Raw genomic sequence first — 18,279 nt, 5'->3', positions numbered from 1 at the left:
GCGTCCACAGGCAGGAGGAGCGAGTGAAGAGCAGTGGTCCGGGCTTCAGCGGCCGTCATGCCGGTTTCTTCACCGCGGCGTGAGTGTTTCCAAGGATTTCGGTATGCGAATTGCGATGATCGGCCATAAGCGCATCCCATCGCGCGAGGGTGGCATTGAGATCGTGGTGGACGAGCTGTCCACCCGTATGGCGGCACGCGGCGAACAGGTCGTCGTGTACAACCGCAAGGGCCACAACGTGGCCGGCGAGGAGTTCGACAACCAGTCGAACGAAAGCGACAAGCCGTATGTGTACAAGGGCGTGAAGGTCATCCCCGTCACGACGATCGACGCGAAGGGTCTGGCGGCGCTCACGTCGTCGTTCTTCGCCACGCTCAAGGCAATCAAGGCGCGCCCCGACGTGATTCACTACCATGCGGAGGGCCCGTGCGTGCCGCTGCGCCTCGCGCACTGGTTCGGCATCCGCACGGTCGCGACGATCCACGGCCTCGACTGGCAGCGTGCGAAGTGGGGCAAATTCGCATCCACGTATCTGAAGTTGGGCGAGCGCACGGCCGCGAAATGCGCCGATGAGGTGATCGTGCTCAGCCGCAACGTGCAACAGTACTTCAAGGACACGTACGGTCGCGACGTGCGGTTCGTGCCGAACGGCATCGAGCGCAACGAGCAGGTCCCGGCGGACGCGATCACGCGCAAGTACGGTCTCGAGAAGGACGGCTACGTGCTGTTCCTCGGCCGCATCGTGCCGGAGAAGGGCGTGCACTACCTGATCGACGCGTTCAGGCGCCTCGACACGGACAAGAAGCTGGTCATCGCCGGCGGCGCGTCCGATTCCGCCGAATACTACGAGTCCATCAAGGCCGCCGCTGCCGCCGATTCGCGCATCGTGCTCACCGGATTCACGCAGGGCGAGGAACTGGCGGAGCTCTACAGCAACGCCTACGTGTACGTGCTGCCCTCCGATCTGGAAGGCATGCCGATGAGCCTCCTCGAGGCGATGAGCTACGGCAACTGCTGCCTGACCTCCGACATCCCGGAGTGCGCGGAAGTGGTCGGCGACCATGCGGTGACGTTCCGCAAGGGCGACACGGACGATCTGGCCGACAAGCTCGGCGACCTCATCGCGCACCCGGATCGCGTGGTCGGGTTCAAGGCCGGCGCGGCCGACTACATCACCGGCAAGTACAGCTGGGACAAGGTGGTCGACCAGACCCTCGCCCTGTACCGTGGGGAGGAGAAGCGATGAGGATTCTGCTTGTCAACAAGTACTTCTACCGCAAGGGCGGTGCCGAAACGTACTTCTTCGCGCTCGCCGAAGGCCTGAAGGCGCTCGGCCACGAGGTCGCGTTCTTCTCCATGCGGCATCCGAACAACGAGCCGAGCTACTGGAGCAAGTACTTCGTCTCCGAGAAGGACTACGTGGGCAAGATCTCCGCGTTCCAGCAGGCGAAGGAGGCGGCCACGCTCGTCTACTCCTTCGAGTCGAAGCGCAAGTTCGAGGCGCTGCTCGAGGAGTTCAAGCCGGACGTCATCCACATGAACAACGTGCATCGCCAGCTGACGCTGTCCATCCTCGACGCCCCGTACCTGAAGAAGCACCATGTGCCGGTCGTGTACACGGCGCACGACTACATCCTGCTGTGCCCCGCCTACACGATGGTCGACGGCCACGGCAAGGTGTGCGACCGGTGCCTGGACCGCCGTTTCTTCCACGCGGTGGAGAACACGTGCGTGAAGGGCTCGAAGGCGAAGAGCGGCCTCGCGTTTCTCGAAGCCGAGTTCCTGAAGATGCACCACAGCTACGACAAGATCGACAAGATCATCGCGCCGAGCGAGTTCATGAAGAGCAAGCTTGACGAGGGCGGCTACGCCGGCCGCACCGTGGCCTTCCAGAACTTCCTGACCGAGAGCCGGATGGCGATGGCCCACAAGGTGACGAACACCGGCAAGTTCGACACGGTCGAACCGTACTTCCTGTTCTTCGGCCGCCTCTCCCAGGAGAAAGGCATCCTCACCTTGGTGAAGGCCTTCCTACAGGCAGCCGGCCTGCGCCCCCTGTCAGGGGGAGCTGTCCCGCAAAACGGGACTGAGGGGGTCCAGACCATCCCCGGGAACTGGAAACTCCACATCGTGGGCGACGGCCCCGAGCGCGCCACCATCGAGAACCTCGTCAGGCAGGCCGGACCGGAGGCGGAGAGCCGCATCAAGCTGCTCGGCTACAAGACCGGCGAGGACCTCCAGCGCGAGGTCGGCAACGCCCGCTTCAGCGTGCTGTGCTCCGAATGGCGCGAGAACATGCCGTACTCCGGCTTGGAATCGCTGGCCGCGCAGACTCCGGTGATCGGCGCGAACATCGGCGGCATCCCCGAGCTCGTCGTCGAAGGCGATACCGGATTCCGCTTCGAAAGCGGCGACCGCGACGACCTGAGCGCGGCGCTGGTGAAGTCCGCACAGGTGAATGCCGCACGATATCAGGATATGCAGCGAAAATGTGGTCAATACGTCGATGAGCGTTGTCAGCAGAATGATTACATCAGGACTCTTGTCCGCCTGTATAACGATATCAAGAGCGAATAAAATCTGGATTTGGTGACAAACATGACGATGTCGACTGTAGATTCAGCGTCAATACCTTCACAGCATGTGAAGGCGAAGCTGCGAAATGCGGATATTTTTGAGAAATCAACATTTGCGTTCTTTATCATTACCTTTGTGTTGAAAGCTCTTACTGACGGGTTTTTTGTCACACAGGGAATGAAGGGTGCGATTACTGATAGTAAGTACCTGACTATGGGAGCTACTATCTTTTTTGGTCTCATCTACATGATACAGCATAAAAAGAATCGTGTCTTTTGGAACGAATTCCGTAAGCTGATTACTGTTGCCCTATGTTTCATGATGGCCACGTTGGTCTTGGTTATTGCTAAAGACCATTTCGTTCAATGGCAAATAAGAGACATTCTCAATCTTATTACGCCTATGATATTCGCGTATATCGTATTGAATGTCTTATCGTTTGAACAGCTGTTTCATGGAATGAAGATTGCGTTGATTTTCTCTGTTATCGGATATATCACGCAGCTGGTATTGCGCGGCGTTACATTCAGCGATATTTTTGCTTCCAATTTCTCCGATTCCAGTTCCCCACTGGAATCTAATGATTTTTCCGCTATTGCAATCATGCTCTGCTTCTTTTTCTGCTATTACAGAAGTAGCCAGTGGATTACGGTGTTGTCTACACTGTTCGCCATTGCGACGTTTAAACGAACTGCCATCATTTTTGCGATAATAGCGTTTTTCTTTCCGGTACTATTTAATCGTGATGCGCGTCTGCCAAAGTGGTTTAGTCCGATTGCTAAAATAGTATTTTTCGCTATTGCAATGTTTTACTTTTATCTGATGCTTCCCACTTCAACGTCTTTGCAGTCAGCTTTGCACTTGGACATTTCGGAAATGACGATGGGGCGGTCGGACTTCCTTGCCAGCCTGCTGAATGACGGTTATCAAACCTTTGGATTTGGATCAGTAGAAGGAACATTGGGTCATAGTTTGGAAATGGCGTTTGTTCGTATGACTTTCGAGCTAAGCCCGATTGCAGTTCTTCTTTTCATTAATAATTATTGGAATATAACGGGCCGGAACCTGTATTGCTCGCTGTTAATGATTTTTAATTTTCTTAATCTTACTACGGCTGACTCCATCAGTGCAATGTTCGCTTGGGCTGTTTGCTACATTTTCATTGGAATGGTGCTATACGCCAGAGGAGAATCGGTTGAAGAAGCAAAACGGTCCAAATTGTTTGCACGATGGCAACGTGATTATTAATTACTGTGTGTTTCAAAGCATTCAACAACACAACGAGATAGGAAATTTGTTATGAATACAGGAGCAAGCAAGATTCAAAAGGCATTCATCACAATCTGTACGGATGATAAATATTTGCCGGGTGTGGTAGCGCTAAATCGATCATTGCAGTCGGTCAGGTCTGCATATCCCCTTATTGTGCTGACTACAGCTAACATGTCCGAATCAGGGGTCCAAGCGCTGCGAAGCGAGTCCATTCAGATATTGACGGCTAAAGATATTGTTCCAAGTGAGTATATTCGTGAGCTCAATATCAAGAATGGTTCTCCTAATTGGAGTAATACGTTCTTCAAGCTCAGGATTTTCGGTCTAACTCAATTTGATACTCTGGTGTATCTTGACTCGGATATGATTGTATTGAGGAATATCGATCATCTGTTCGATAAACCCCATATGAGCGCAGTGGCGGCGGGCCATCATTTCAATTCGTCATGGAATCAGTTGAACTCTGGCCTTATGGTATTCAAACCTTCTAGCTACTTGGAGCGTGATCTCGTAAATCTCATAGAAGGAAAGCCTTCTTCCGATATGCTCAATGGTCAGGGCATTGGTGATCAGGATATCATCAATCACTACTTCAAAGATTGGAAGAACCAGGATAATCTTCATCTTCCTGAAACGTACAATCAGTTCATTAGCCTTATTCCGGAGTATCTAAGGAAAGGATACCTAAAGTCCCCAAAGGAGATTTATGTTGTGCACTTTGTGGGTAAGGTGAAGCCTTGGAATTATACGACTAGCGATTACGTCCACATTCTGTTGCGGGCGATTCGTTGGTTCTCTTTTGCGGAGTTCTCTATTGTAAGAGAATTTAAGAAGCTTGAGCGGAATTAAGCATTTGAATGTGTGGTGGATTGAATTATGTTTTCTATGCAAAAAGTTCTGCCTCGTTTGCTTCCGCGTATTCCGGGAAATGGATTGTTGTATCGCATTATGAGGAACGGGGCGGCCCATTCCTCTCCTCTGTCTTATGATGCTGCGGTGCGCGAGAAGTTGTCGAGTATTCATCCACGTTCTTCGTATGTTCCCGACACTTCCGATCATGGAGATCGAACTGTAAGCTACGATGTGTCCTTAGTGGTGCCTTGCTACAACATTGGAAAGTATATTGATGAATGTTTGTCATCGGTTTTTAATCAAATTACGGATTATTCGGTAGAGGTTATTGCCGTTGATGATGGTTCCACTGATGATACTCATGAGAAATTGAATAATTGGAAAAATCTCCATGACAATCTTATCGTCATCAGCCAAATCAATGGTGGGGCGGCATCTGCACGAAATACGGGATTGAATCATATACATGGCCGTAATGTCATGTTCCTGGACCCGGACGATATGCTTGCGCCGAACGCTATTGATCTGTTGATGAAAGCCATTGATTCATCGGGAGCCGATTATGTGTCCGGGTCCTACATCAGGGTAAACGAATCGGGCAAGACGATTTCAAAGCCGTACCAAATTGGAAGTTGCGGCATGCCTTGGGGTCGTATGTATCGTGCCTCCGTATGGCGTAACCTTCGTTTTCTTGAGGGGTACTGGTTTGAAGATACGTTGCAGGCGTATTGCATAGTTCCCTTTTACTCTGAGCAACGACAGCCTCTCGCCCAGACACTCTATCGGATTCGGAAGGACTCCGCATCGCATGATACCGCGAAACAGAGTAAGTCGGCGGATGCCTATTGGGTGGTCGAAGCGACTCTAGAGCAATGTCGTATGTTGGGATTGCATATAGGTCAGACACTGTACGAGCAGACTATCGGGCAGTTTGGAGCCCTGGCGGCGAGCCGCATCACGGGATGGAGCGAAGCTGATCGTAGGACCTTCTTCCTTGCTTGCTCCAATCTTATCAATTCCGCTCCCGAGTTCTCCGGTTTATCCACAAAGAGATCTCTCGTATGGCAGGATATAGAGAAGGCTTTACGCACTCGTAATTATCGTCTTTGGAAGCTTGCTTGTTACTTTGCCTATATTGGAAGATAATTATCTAGGTAGTATATATACCAGATTATTTGACGGAGAAAGAGAAGAAAGATAATATTATGGCGAAACATGAACAGATGATTTCACCGCAAAAATCTGTGAGCAGACATTATAACGATTTGGACGGTTTCCGATCTATTGCCGCGTTCGCAATTGTCATCATGCATGTCATGCTTCGTGGACAGTACCGTATCGATTCCAGCAACGGAAACGATATTATGTCCGTCATCCAGGCTTTCGTGAATCCTCTGGGAACTTTTGTCACATTGTTCTTCATCATCAGCGGTTTTGGCCTATGCTGCGGATACTACAATCGAATCAAGAACGCTGAAATCACTCCTGAACGTTTCTATACTAAAAGAATAGCCAAGCTTTTACCGTTCTTTGCGCTTCTCGTGCTGCTGGATATCATTGGTACAGGCGGGAAAGACTCCCTCTGGGAAGCCTTCGCCGATGTGACCATGGTATTTAACCTGCTGCCCGATTTGAATATCGAAGTCATCGGTGTAGGCTGGGCGCTTGGTGTCATATTCCTTTTCTACTTCTTGTTCCCGTTCTTCGTATACACCATCAGCACCAAGCGACGTGCGTGGGCAACATTCGCCATCTCCATTGCGCTCAGTCTCTCCTGTGTGTTCTATTTCCACAAGACCAACGGCAATCTGGATGACCGCCGATTCATCTATCAAGCGATGTTCTTTGTCGCCGGTGGACTGCTGTTCCTCTACAAGGATCGTATCGAATCAATGAGCAGGCCGGCAAGAATCTTCACTCTGGTGATTGCTCTTGCCGCTTTGCCTCTGCTGTACGTCAGTGGTCCTGCGTGGACGTCCAATCTTAAGCAACTTGTACTGTGGGTTCCTTGGATGGTGTTCGCAATTGCATCCGACCATAAGATTTTCAGTAATCGGATTGCAAAATTCTTCAGTGGAATCAGCTTCGAAATCTATCTCTCGCACTTGTTTATCTTCCAAGTGCTCAATATGTTGCATCTTACACATCTCACGGGAAACCCAGCAATTGACTATCTTATGACCCTTGCTCTAGTAATCGTGGGTGTAACCTGTTTTGCACTTCTGGCAAAGAAAGCCATCGACTACGCTTGGTCTTTGTGGCGTAGGCGTTCTTAAGCCATCAAATCGTTGGTTAGAAGTATCAATATCAAGATAGCAGAAAGTAATGGTGTCCGATGAAAGTTCTGTTTGTCAATCCTATTGTTTACACGCCTGAGAATGCTTCTATTCCTAAGGTCGACACCATCACCAGCACAATGAGTTATGACCTCTGTCTCGCTTTCCAGCGTGCCGGAATAGATATGACTCTGGTCGCCGCCGATGAGTGGAAGCCGACTAAACAGACTATTTTCCCTTTTGATGTTGTATGGTTGAAGAGCTATTGGAAAAAGTTCTTTCCCATTCATCGTATTCCTGTCAATCTTGGCTTGATCCGCTATCTGAAGCATAGTGATGCCGATCTTGTCATCACTAGCGAAGTCTTTTCCATCGATTCATTGATTTGCTCGATTTTCGCGAAGAAAAAAACCATCATTTGGCATGAAATGGCCAAACATAACCGTATGGGTGGTGGCATGTTGTCTCGATTCTGGTACAACGTGATTCCCAAATTATTCATGCGCAAGGTACTGGTGGTTGGACGAAGCAAGGAAGCTCGGACTTTCATCTCCCGTTATTGTCGACGAGTCAGCGAGACCGTAATCGGACACGGCGTCAACCTTGACGTATTCCGTACGGCTTCGCGCAAGACGAATACGTTCTGTGTAGTCTCCCAGCTCATTGATCGCAAACGCATTGACGGCATCATCAGGGCTTTCGATGCTTATGTACGTCGCTATAATGCAGGTTGCAAGCTGTATATCATCGGTGACGGCAATCGTCGTGCGGACTTGGAGAAGCTGTCACGGTCGCTCGGATTGGATGACCATATCGAATTCATGGGGCAATTGGAACATGACAAGTTGCAACGTTACCTGAGCGAGGCTAAGGCAATGTTGGTCAATACCGCGAAAGACAACAGCATGCTGTCTATCGTGGAATCGATTGCCAGCGCCACCCCCGTGATCACTACCTCAGTGCCATTGAATGCTGAGGAAATACGCAGTCATGAACTCGGCATCGTCAAGGATGGGTGGAACGAGGATGATTTGGCAGCACTGGACGCCCATCTGGATGACTTCGTGGAGCGTTGCAAGACGTACCGCAAGACGTTGTCCACGGATTATAAGGTGCGACAGTTCATGAAACTGTATGACGAGAACATTCGGCCTCAGGGAAAGTAAGCATTCGGAAGCTGGATATCATGGTGGAATACGAAATCGGACGGAATGGAGATGAGTTGACCGGTCCAAGTAAACCTTTGGTGAGTGTGGTCATTCCTGTATACAACACCAGGCCGGATGACCTTCGTACTTGTTTCGACTCGTTGTCGCAGGCGAAAGATGCTCGCTTGGAAATCGTGGCAGTCGATGATGGTTCACATGTCAAAACGGCGAACCTATTGGATGAGATCGCCGCCGGATGCCCCAACGCGGTGCGTGTGATTCACAAGACCAACGGTGGACAAAGCTCGGCTCGTAACCGTGGAATAGCAGAGGCCCGGGGAGAGTACATCGAATTCGTCGATAGTGACGATTACGTGGACTGGGACGCTCAGCAACGGGTTCTGGAAGTATTGGGAGAGCATAAGCCCGATATCCTGCAGATCAACGTCGTGGGTATGACCGAAGCCGGTGTGTATTTTTGGCCGCCGAAGCACGGGACCGGTGAGTATCGGGAGATCGACAAACGTGAGATCATGACGGAATGCGCCGCAATGTGGGCGCAGCTGGTGAAACGTGAACTGTTCGAGACCAGCGGAATCGATCTGTGCGAAGGAATCCACATTGGCGAAGATTTCGCCTCCATTCTTTCTTTAACGGTGGCGGCGGAGAATGCTGCGGCGCTCGATGTGGATTTGTACTACTTCATCGACCATGATTCAAGCATCACGCATGTTCCACATCCGGAGATGTTGCTGGACATTACGGAGGCTATGGATTTTGTCCTGTTGCATGCTGGCGATTCGATATCGCAATATCATGATGAAATCGAATATCAGGCAATAAAACAGGTCAGGTACGCTGGAATCGTCCGAGCTCTGGATTGGGAAGGATTGCATTCTCCTGCGATACCGAAACTAATTGAATATATGAAGGAAAAATTCCCTTCATGGGAAGATAACCCATATTATCAGCGGGTAGCTGCTTCCCAGCTGAAGTACCGTCTTATTATTGATGGTCATTATATTCTTTATTCTATTCTTCATAGAGGGCTACATATGGTCACTCGTGTAAGAAGCATTATTCGATCCATTGTACGATAATGATTATTTGAGGTGTGTATGCAAAAGAAGACTGTATTCGTTGATTGTTTCCTCTCGCACAATCTAGGGGATGATTTATTTCTTTTTACTCTGTTATCGCGTTATCCTGATGTATGTTTTCAGGTTTATGCTGATTCGTCGTATCGGTATCTCATTGAACGCTTCCCTAATCTGAAATTGATTACTCCCGACAGTGCGGCCAACGGCCAGGGGGGCACTCTTGCGAAGGCTAAACTTGCGCGTGAGTCGATGAACAGGCGGCTTGGCCTGATTGCATCTGCCGATGCCATGGTAACTATTGGCGGATCCATTTATATGGAGTCGAGGCAGAAAGGGATTAAAGATGCCCTGCAGAGGCTGTACCGTTCGCATAAGGATATTTCTTATGCGAAAGCGGCCGGGCATTATTTTATTCTTGGCGCGAATTTTGGCCCCTATTATTCTCATCATTATTTAGATTCATATCGTAGGTTTTTTGACTCGTACTGCGATGATGTATGTTTCCGTGAAACTTATTCCGCGGCGTTGTTCCCGGACGTCAAGTGCGTGCGGAGCGCTCCGGATGTGTTGTTCACCGCAGCTCTTCCGGTTGCGACCAAGCACAAGCAGGTCCTCTTTTCGGTTGTCGACTTGGAGAATAAAGGTAAGTTCGGCGCATTATGTGGCCGTAAAGGCCAGTACGAGGATTGGTTGCTTCGCTCCATAAGAGAGTGTTCGCAGGCGGGCTATGATGTCGTCTTGGCCTCATTCTCCGCTCCTGAAGGGGACGACAATGCCGTGAGACGATTGGCTGAGGAATCCTCACGACGGGGCGTTAATGTGCGTTCATTGTTCTACACGGATAATATGAATGAGCTTCTTGCGGAACTGGCGGCCTCCGAGATCGTCGTCGGTACCCGCTTCCACGCCACGATCCTGGGACTCGTCGCCGGTGCGCGCGTGTTGCCCATCATGTACAGCGACAAGACGAAGCACGTCCTCACCGACATCGGTTTCGACATGGCCGACGCGGTCGACCTGAAGCGCACCACCGACGACGAACTCGCCGCCGTGTCACCCGTGCGCGACGCGGTCGCCTTCGACGTGCACGACGTGATCGCCGCCGCTCAGGGCCAGTTCGCCGCGCTAGACGCCTTCCTCAGCGAGCGTGGCGACCATCGGGCCTGAGCAGTGAAAGAGCAGCAAGAGACAGGAAACGGAAGATGAACGATAACGTGCAAGACCGGCCGTATGTGACGGTGATGGTCCCCGTGTACAACGGAGAGAACTTCCTCAAGCAGGCGGTGGACTCCGTCCTGAGCCAGCCGTGCCGCGACTTCGAGGTGCTGATCCTCGACGACGGCTCGAAGGACCGCACCCGCGAGATCGGCGAGGCGTACGCCGCACAGGACGACCGGGTGCGCTTCTTCACCCACGAGAACGTCGGACTCGGCCAGAACCGCAATCTCGGCTACCCTCATGTGCGAGGCAAGTGGATCATCTTCCTCGACCACGACGATGTGATGTTCCCCGGCGTGTACACCGAGGAGCTGCACCATGCCCTGGAACAGTGCGAATCCGCGGGCGTCGAGATGATCGTCAACTCCCGGGTGCGCGGCAACGAGCAGCTCGGCGACCTCCGTTTCGACCGCATCCCGACCAACGGCGTGTTCCCCACCCATGACCAGGTCTCCTGGAAAATCCCCTACGAGCTGGCGACCAACATCTATTCGGCCGATCTGGTGCTGCGCAACGACATCACCTTCGCCACCACGCGCCCGGAGATGGAATCGATCTTCCGCCACCAGTGCGCGTATCTGGCGAACCGCGTCATGTTCTGCAACCAGGGGTTCATCGAGATCCGCAGGGCCAGCGGCAGCCAGATCACCAACAACTGGAACCAGATGAAGATGCGCGCGGTCCGTCTCGCCGAATACTCCAAGCTGCCCGCATGGCACAAGGCCCACGGCGACGATCCCGCGGCCGTGAACAAGGCCTACGAGATGCTCAGCGGCACCATCGTCGATTTCTTCGACGCGGCCGCACGCGCGGGGATGTCCCGCGCGGACATCGACAAGACGCTCGCCGACAACGCGGTGCGCGATGACGTGCTGCAGCCTCGCGCGGAGTACACCAAGGCCGCCAACGGCGTGATTCACCATTACCGGGACGGAAACATCAGCCGTATTAAGGTGGATGCCATCCTCAGGGGCGTTGCCCGCGTTGCGAAAAGAAAGTTCGCGGCATCCGATACGGAGCGCGGCGCTGACCAGCAGTGGACCGACGCGCAATTCGACGAGGCAGTGAAACGATACCCCTCGGCCATCCTCGGCCTGCTGGGGGAGACAGAGGAAAGGAAGTAACATGTCCGTGCTTTCCGGAGCGAAATCACTGATCAAGCGATCACTCAACGCCGTGCAGGCGCCTCGCAACCGCAAGGAGTTCCTGTCCTCCCTGCACAACGACGAGAGCAAGCCGGCGATTCTCCTGGCGAACACCGCCGCATACAGGAACCTCGGCGACCACGCCATCACGATGGGAGAGTACGCGTTCTTCGACCACTACTTCCCCGGGTACCGGATCATCGAGATCACGGCGCCCCAGTGGCGCGACATGAACGGTCTGGACATCAAGGCCGCCATGCCGAACGTCGAAGCGGTGTTCCTCCACGGCGGCGGCTACATGGGAACCCTCTGGGGCGGCAACGAGGAGGACAACGCCATGAGCCAGATCGCCCATGCCGGAGACCTCCCGTGCGTCTACTTCCCCCAGACCGTGTTCTACGCGGGCGACTCGGCGGCCGCCAGCCTGAAGGGGCGGCAGGAGTTCTACCAGGCGCACGACAACACCTTCTTCTGCATGCGAGACCGTCGCAGCTACGATTTCATGCATAAGGAGTTCGGCTTCGCCGAGCGTCGGACGATCTACACGCCCGACATCGCGCTGTTCCTGGACGACCCCATCGAGCAGCGGGAACGCGACGGTGTGACCCTGTGCTTCCGCCACGACGAGGAGAAGGTCTCCGACGACGCCTCGCTGAAGCATATCGTCGCGCTTCTCGACGAACGGGGACTGTCCCACCACTACACGGACACGGTCGCCGACCACTCGTTCCCGCTCACGCAGCGCGAGGACGAGGTCCGCGACAAGCTCCGCGAGTTCAAGAGCTCGCAGCTCGTCATCACCGACCGTCTCCACGCGATGGTGTTCTGCGCGATCACGCACACGCCGTGCATCGCCTTCAACAACATCAACGGCAAGGTCGAAGGCGTGAACCAGTGGATCAAGGATCTGGACTACGTGAGGCTGACGGTCCCTGAGGCCGTCACTGGCGATCTCATCAGCGAGCTCGTCCGATTCGACACCTCGAGCTTCCCGACCAACCGACAGCTGCTGCAGCAAACCTATGACGACATGGCCCGGAGCATCGCCGAATTCACCGGGCTGCACATGCAGGCGCAGGGGGAGTGACGGTATTGAACAAGTACAAGAATCTCCTGCTCAACACCGGCCTGTTCGCGTTCAGCCAGTTCGCCACCAAGCTCATCACGTTCTTCCTGGTACCGCTGTACACGTACTACATGACGACGGAGCAGTTCGGTGTGACGGATATGTCGTCCACGGTCGTTGCGCTGCTGTTGCCATTGGCCACGCTGTCGGCCTCGGACGCGGTGCTTCGATTCGCAATCGATGACCGTCAGCATCAGGACCGATACATTTCCCTCGGCGTCGGGCTGATTATCCTCAGCGTCATCGTGGTGGCGGCATTGCTCCCGTTGCTCGACTTGCCGTTCTTCGGAGGCCTAGGCGACTACAAGCTTCTTTTCCTACTGTGCTACGTGGTAAGCGCCGCCCAGTACTTCTTCGGTCTGCTCGCCCGTGCGCTGAACGAACTGAAGCTCATCCCCGTCGCCTCGATCGTCTCGACGCTCGTCACCGGCGGCCTCGCCGTCCTGCTGATTGCGAAGATGGGCTACGCGACGGAAGGCTTCTTCTGGTCGCTGATCATCGGCAACTTGTGCGGTGCCTTGACCTTCATCCTGCTCGGCAGGCAGTTCAAGCACGTCCGGCTGATCTTCCATAAGGCGGACGTCGAACTGCTCAAGAAGATGCTCGCGTATTCGATCCCGATGATCCCCAATGCATTGTTCTGGTGGATCGGCGTCAGCATCAATCGATTCTTCATCACCGGCATGATCGGCATCGGCGCGTCGGGCCTGTTCGCCGCAGCGCAGAAGATCCCGAACCTGCTGAACACCTTCTCGGGCATCTTCCAGCAGGCGTGGCAGCTGTCGGCGTTCCAGGAGTTCAAGAAGAAGGACATCTCGGGCTTCTTCGCCACGGTGTTCAAGCTGTACCACAGCGGCATCGCCGTGGTCAGCACGGTCATCATCGTCCTCGCGCAGTGGTTCGCGTCCTTCATGCTGCAGAAGGACTTCTACTATGCGTGGCCGATGATTTCCATCATGATCCTCGCCTTCTACTTCAACATTCTCAACGCGTACTACGGCACGGTCTACACGTCCGCGATGAAGACGAAGCATCTGATGACCACCACCGTGGCCGGAGCCGTGAGCAGCGTGCTGTGCACATGGTTGCTGATCCCCGTCGCCGGCATCTACGGTGCCGGCGTCGCGATGGTCATCAGCAACGCGCTGGTCCTCGTGCTGCGCGTGATTACTGCGAAGAAGATCCTCGCCTTCAAGGTGGATTGGCCGGTGGTGATTCTGACGATGGTGTTGCTGATCGCGCAGTCGGTCGTCAGCGTCATCCATTGGGATTCGTATCTGGTCGTCTCCGCCGTGTTCACCGTCGTGATTTGCGGTCTGCAGGTCTTCGCATGCCGTTCGGTCTTCGGCAAGGTGAAATCGATGCTCGTCAAGCGCAAGTAACGCAAAGAGCCGGCGGCGACGGTGGCTGGATATGAGGAGCGGGCAGTTCGCCCGCTCCACTCATATCCAGCCACCTGAATCAGCCGATCGGATTCCATAAATTCGGTCACGTCTGATACGGTTCCGCGCGATCAGGGGCCCGGTGCTTCCTGAACTGACAGGAAGCACTTTGCTTTCCGGCAAAGGCCGGACCTTGCCGAATGCGCAGATCGAGCAAAGTGTGCGATAGACTCTGTACTATGCCGGAGCAGAAGAAAGAACCCCGGTTCGGGGCGGTAGAGCGGTACGTTATCACGCTGATGGCCGCTGCGTTGCATGAGCGCAGAGCCGACCCCAAACCGTCGGATGCACCATGGGAACAGATCTATCAATTAACGGTCCGGCACTCCATCCAATCATTGACATTCCCCGCCTTGTCCGAAGACATGCTGGATGACATGCCACATGATATTGCCGCACGGTGGCGTAACGACGCGGACATGTCTTTGTTCCAGCAGGTCAGCTATGACGTGGATCGAGAGGCAATCCTCGCCGATTTTGCTAAAGCAGGACTCTCTTGGATTCCACTTAAAGGCATCATCGTGACAAGGTACTATCCGCAACCGGGCATGAGATCGATGTCGGATCAGGATTTGCTAATCGGGTATGTTGAAACGGATGCCCATGGTGGCTGGACAGCTCGAGGGGAAACGGGGAAACAGCGTAAGCATTGGAGAGATAAAGCACAGGACGTTGCCGGTCGAATCATGTTCGACCATGGGTATCACACCATTCCGGATGGTTCATTCGCCAAAACGCCACTGCATTTCGAGTTGCATAGGACGTTGATTTCGGCTGCGGAAATGAGCTACGGCGCGCATGAGACAGAAATCAATCATTATGCCAATCCGTGGAGGTTGGTACAGCAGGTGAAGAACTCTCAAAACGAGTTCGTACTGACGCCCGATGAAGAGTATATTTTTCACTTGGAACACATGCTCAAGCATTATCGCAATTCGGGATTTGGATTACGATTTCTCGCGGACCAGTACCTTTACTGTGTGAAATTCGCAGAGGTTGTCAATTCGCCGAGAACGCATGACAAGTTGGCGGCTCTTGGACTGACTGATTTTGAGCGTGACGTTCGTGAGCTGTCCATCGCGCTTATGGACCAGCCTGATTCATGGGACCGGTTGGTCTCTGCTGATGGGCTGTCCTTGTTCGAGGACGTATTGGCTGGAGGCACTTACGGCTCATTCGAGCACCGATTCAGCCAGGCACTTAAACGTCAAGGGGAGAGAAAATCCTTGTTCCAATACTGGCGTGGACGATTGTTCCCATCCAAGGCATGGGTGGAAGAGTACTTTCCGCAATGGTCCCGTAATGTGCTCACTCGTACGATGCTTGTTTTCTATCGTATGTTCCGTGGCGTAATCAAATATCCACAAAGAACGTGGGAGGAGATTAAGACAACCGTACATGCGTGGAGTCTCCATTCGCGCCGATGATTCGCTACGAATTCGGAGAGTTGTGCGGTTTAGAACGGCGTCCTTGTGTGAATGAGTTCATAGACTCGCGACCCCTCCATAACACGATCTCCTGTGGCAACCCAGACGAGCAGGGGCAGGGCGTAGAACGCGTAGCCTTCGAATTGGATGTAGAGGTAGGCGGTCAGCACGAGCCAGCAGATCGTGGTCTTGCTCCAGACGTGGAGACGGGTGACGTGGCGGATGACGAGCCAGATGAGGGAGGCGAACCCGATGAGGCCGAATTCGGTGAGGAAACTCGTGTAGGCGCTCATCGTGGAGGTGTCGTTCGGGCTCCAGTTCTTCCACACCCACCAGGGGACCTTCGCGTCAGGACCGTTGAGCAACGCATACGAGGCGGTCACGCCCATGCGGCTCGCTTCGGCGATATTGCCCGCGCCGAAGCCGGTGAATAGATTGACAGGATGCTGGAGCAGCGCGATGAGCGGCGACAATGATTGCGACAGCCGGGCGGATGAGGAGGCGTCGCCGGCCACTGGGCCCTGCACGAGTATCGAACGGATGCGCCCGTTCGCCAGCGCTACCGTCATTCCCACGATGATTATCGCGGCAAACATGCCCCATGCGCGTCTGGCCTGCGTCTTGTCGCAGAAATCCGTGGATTCGACGATGGCGACGATCAGGGCCACGCCCGTGTCGATGATGATGCGCACGCCCGCGTGCATGAGGATGCTGCCGAGCGCGAACACGATGATGAGATCGCGCAGACGCGTGACATAGACGCGGTCACGGCCGCGCATCATCCACATGAGCGGCAGCAGCACGCCATACAGGTGCATGCCGATATAGCTCGGCTCGGCGAACAGGAACTGCGGGCGGTTCCCTCCCCACGGCGAATCGGCGGTGATATACTGCCGCGCCATCACATGGCTGAACAGCGCGCGGGCGGGCGTGACGTCCAACTGGATGGCGAGGAACTGCACGACTCCCACGGCGAACGCCACCCAGTAGGCGGCGATGAGCAGATGGATCATCGGCCGCCAGTCCAGCCGTTTGACGCGCACGGCGATCTCCAGCGACGTCAGACAAGCCAACGCGCCGCAGACGCCGAGCAGCGACCACGCCGTCGGCAACGGATGGAACGCAATCGTCAGCCACCCCACCAGCGACAGGACGATCAGGAACAGCGGGAACAGGAAGAACACGCGGAACCTGCGGTACGCCTGCGGAATCAGCTTCCAGTTCAACGCCGCATACAGCAGGAACAGCCACGGGCTGATCGGCGTCCAGAACGGCATATAGCCGCCGACCACCGTGCCATCCACCGGCAGCAGCGCGATCGCCGCATAGAACACGTAATCGGAACGGTCGGCCACATCGAGCCGGCGGACGAAGGCCGGGAGTTTCAGATTGATGCCATGACTGTCAAACACACCCGCCATCATGCGACGGTCCCAAGACGGAGGGGAGTCTTGGCTTCGCTAGGATGGAACCAGATCCGTGATGAATGGAGGCGCAGCATGGCGGACAGGTATCGGGTGCTGATGTGCCGCGACCATCCGGTCCTGGAATACGAGTATTTCGAGACCGGCGGCTACGCGCTGCGTGCGGTGGAGGTGTTCGACGAGCGACGCGTCCCCTTGGGCATGTACGTCGACGGCAGGCCGGAGCCGGACGGCGAATCGATCACCTCGTGGTGGCGGGGACGCGGCATTCCCGTGACGCGTGACGGTCTTCGCTCCCTGCTGGCCGTCGGCGGCATCGAGCCCACGGGTGACATGCTGGACCGTTCGATGGGACTGAGTCTGTCCGACCAATACTGGGTAAGGCCCGACGGACGTGACGATCTCGCATGGTCGGACGTGAACTTCTTCCACAACGATTTTGACGAACGGCTCGGCAAAGCCCTGTTTCTCGGCCATTCGTCGCGCATCGGCGACGTGAACACGCCGGACATCACCAGCGCCGGCGACCTGCCGAAACGATGGGTCATCGGCGACGACGGTGTCAGGCAGCTGGTCAAGGCGGGGCGTACCGGGCAGGAGCCGGACAACGAACGCATCGCATACGAGGTGGCGTCGCTGCTGGGCATCGACCACATCGAATACCGCGTCGGACGAGCGGAGGGCAGACGCGTATCGGTCTGCGACGAAATGCTCTCCGACAGCGAGGAGCTTATCGCCGGCGGACAGATCAGGAATATCTTCCGTGAGGGGCGCAATGACGAGCGGAAGACCATCTGGCTTGACACATGCGAGCGGCTTGGAGTATCGCGTGAGACCGAAGAGCATGCCACCGACGATTTCCTGTTCCTCGATTTTCTGTTGCGCAACACTGACCGGCATTACAACAATTTCGGCCTCATCCGCGACGTCGAGACGTTCGCGATACGGCCGGCCCCCATCTTCGACAGTGGGGATAGCCTCTGGAATGGCATGGAGCCTGAGTCGATGTCGAACGACGACTACGTCGCGAAACCATTCTGGATCGACGATTGGGGTGACAGACCCAACGCATACCGGCAATTGGAATCGATCCGCAATTGGGATAGATACGATCTGACCGCGCTGGACACGGTGCCGGACCTCATCCGTGACCAGCTCGCCACGAACGTGAGAATGTCACCGGTCGTCATCGACGCGATCTGCAAGGCGATGGTGGAGAGGATCCGGCTCATCCGTAATGTCCCGTTGGGACAATAGACGGCGTTTCCGACG

General features: G+C 54.6%; 15 protein-coding genes. 14 read left to right on the top strand and 1 reads right to left on the bottom strand.

Going from position 1 to position 18,279, the window contains the following annotated elements:
- Positions 1–103: 103 nt before the first annotated feature.
- The 13 genes from AC1AYX_RS05005 (at position 104) to AC1AYX_RS04945 (ending at position 15,583) form a co-directional block, all read left to right on the top strand.
- Positions 104–1,246, top strand: a complete 1,143-nt coding sequence (locus tag AC1AYX_RS05005; protein ID WP_476502471.1) for a glycosyltransferase family 4 protein — start codon at positions 104–106, stop codon at positions 1,244–1,246.
- Complete coding sequence (locus AC1AYX_RS05000) at positions 1,243–2,577, top strand: glycosyltransferase (RefSeq protein WP_476502470.1); 1,335 nt, start codon at positions 1,243–1,245, stop codon at positions 2,575–2,577. Before AC1AYX_RS05005 ends, AC1AYX_RS05000 begins: the two co-directional genes overlap by 4 nt.
- Before the next feature lie 21 nt (positions 2,578–2,598).
- Positions 2,599–3,825 (top strand): hypothetical protein, encoded by a 1,227-nt coding sequence (locus tag AC1AYX_RS04995; RefSeq protein WP_476502469.1) that lies wholly within the window; start codon positions 2,599–2,601, stop codon positions 3,823–3,825.
- A 51-nt stretch (positions 3,826–3,876) separates the two neighbouring features.
- On the top strand, positions 3,877–4,698 hold the full coding sequence (locus tag AC1AYX_RS04990; protein WP_476502468.1) for a glycosyltransferase family 8 protein: 822 nt from the start codon (positions 3,877–3,879) through the stop codon (positions 4,696–4,698).
- 27 nt (positions 4,699–4,725) lie between these two features.
- Positions 4,726–5,847 (top strand): glycosyltransferase family 2 protein, encoded by a 1,122-nt coding sequence (locus AC1AYX_RS04985; RefSeq protein ID WP_476502467.1) that lies wholly within the window; start codon positions 4,726–4,728, stop codon positions 5,845–5,847.
- Between the two features lie 59 nt (positions 5,848–5,906).
- Positions 5,907–6,977 (top strand): acyltransferase family protein, encoded by a 1,071-nt coding sequence (locus AC1AYX_RS04980; protein WP_476502466.1) that lies wholly within the window; start codon positions 5,907–5,909, stop codon positions 6,975–6,977.
- Between the two features lie 59 nt (positions 6,978–7,036).
- A complete protein-coding gene (locus AC1AYX_RS04975) occupies positions 7,037–8,143 on the top strand; it encodes a glycosyltransferase family 4 protein (RefSeq protein ID WP_476502465.1) in 1,107 nt (368 codons plus the stop codon).
- Positions 8,144–8,163: 20 nt separating this feature from the next.
- Positions 8,164–9,225 carry a glycosyltransferase family 2 protein gene (locus tag AC1AYX_RS04970; RefSeq protein ID WP_476502464.1) on the top strand — a complete coding sequence of 354 codons (1,062 nt, stop codon included), beginning with the start codon at positions 8,164–8,166 and terminating at the stop codon, positions 9,223–9,225.
- A gap of 18 nt (positions 9,226–9,243) precedes the next feature.
- The gene (locus AC1AYX_RS04965) at positions 9,244–10,392 is read left to right on the top strand and encodes a polysaccharide pyruvyl transferase family protein (protein ID WP_476502463.1); all 1,149 of its coding nucleotides are present in this window, start codon (positions 9,244–9,246) and stop codon (positions 10,390–10,392) included.
- A 35-nt stretch (positions 10,393–10,427) separates the two neighbouring features.
- Positions 10,428–11,567: a glycosyltransferase family 2 protein gene (locus AC1AYX_RS04960; protein ID WP_476502462.1), complete on the top strand. Its 1,140-nt coding sequence runs from the start codon at positions 10,428–10,430 to the stop codon at positions 11,565–11,567.
- 1 nt (position 11,568) lies between these two features.
- Positions 11,569–12,675 carry a polysaccharide pyruvyl transferase family protein gene (locus AC1AYX_RS04955; RefSeq protein ID WP_476502461.1) on the top strand — a complete coding sequence of 369 codons (1,107 nt, stop codon included), beginning with the start codon at positions 11,569–11,571 and terminating at the stop codon, positions 12,673–12,675.
- On the top strand, positions 12,672–14,096 hold the full coding sequence (locus AC1AYX_RS04950; protein WP_476502460.1) for an oligosaccharide flippase family protein: 1,425 nt from the start codon (positions 12,672–12,674) through the stop codon (positions 14,094–14,096). Before AC1AYX_RS04955 ends, AC1AYX_RS04950 begins: the two co-directional genes overlap by 4 nt.
- 239 nt (positions 14,097–14,335) lie before the next feature.
- Positions 14,336–15,583: a nucleotidyltransferase family protein gene (locus AC1AYX_RS04945; protein WP_476502459.1), complete on the top strand. Its 1,248-nt coding sequence runs from the start codon at positions 14,336–14,338 to the stop codon at positions 15,581–15,583.
- 29 nt (positions 15,584–15,612) lie between these two features.
- On the opposite strand, the gene AC1AYX_RS04940 is transcribed toward AC1AYX_RS04945, so the two are convergent.
- Positions 15,613–16,995: a hypothetical protein gene (locus AC1AYX_RS04940; RefSeq protein WP_476502458.1), complete on the bottom strand. Its 1,383-nt coding sequence runs from the start codon at positions 16,993–16,995 to the stop codon at positions 15,613–15,615.
- Positions 16,996–17,082: 87 nt separating this feature from the next.
- Here AC1AYX_RS04940 and AC1AYX_RS04935 point away from each other — a divergent pair, with 87 nt between their 5' ends.
- Positions 17,083–18,264, top strand: a complete 1,182-nt coding sequence (locus AC1AYX_RS04935) for a hypothetical protein (protein ID WP_476502457.1) — start codon at positions 17,083–17,085, stop codon at positions 18,262–18,264.
- The last annotated feature ends 15 nt before the right edge of the window (positions 18,265–18,279 follow it).

The sequence above is a fragment of the Bifidobacterium sp. LH_419 genome (assembly GCF_056356955.1).
The sequence above is the reverse complement of the archived record's forward strand: the minus strand, read 5'-3'. Positions and strand labels throughout refer to the sequence as shown.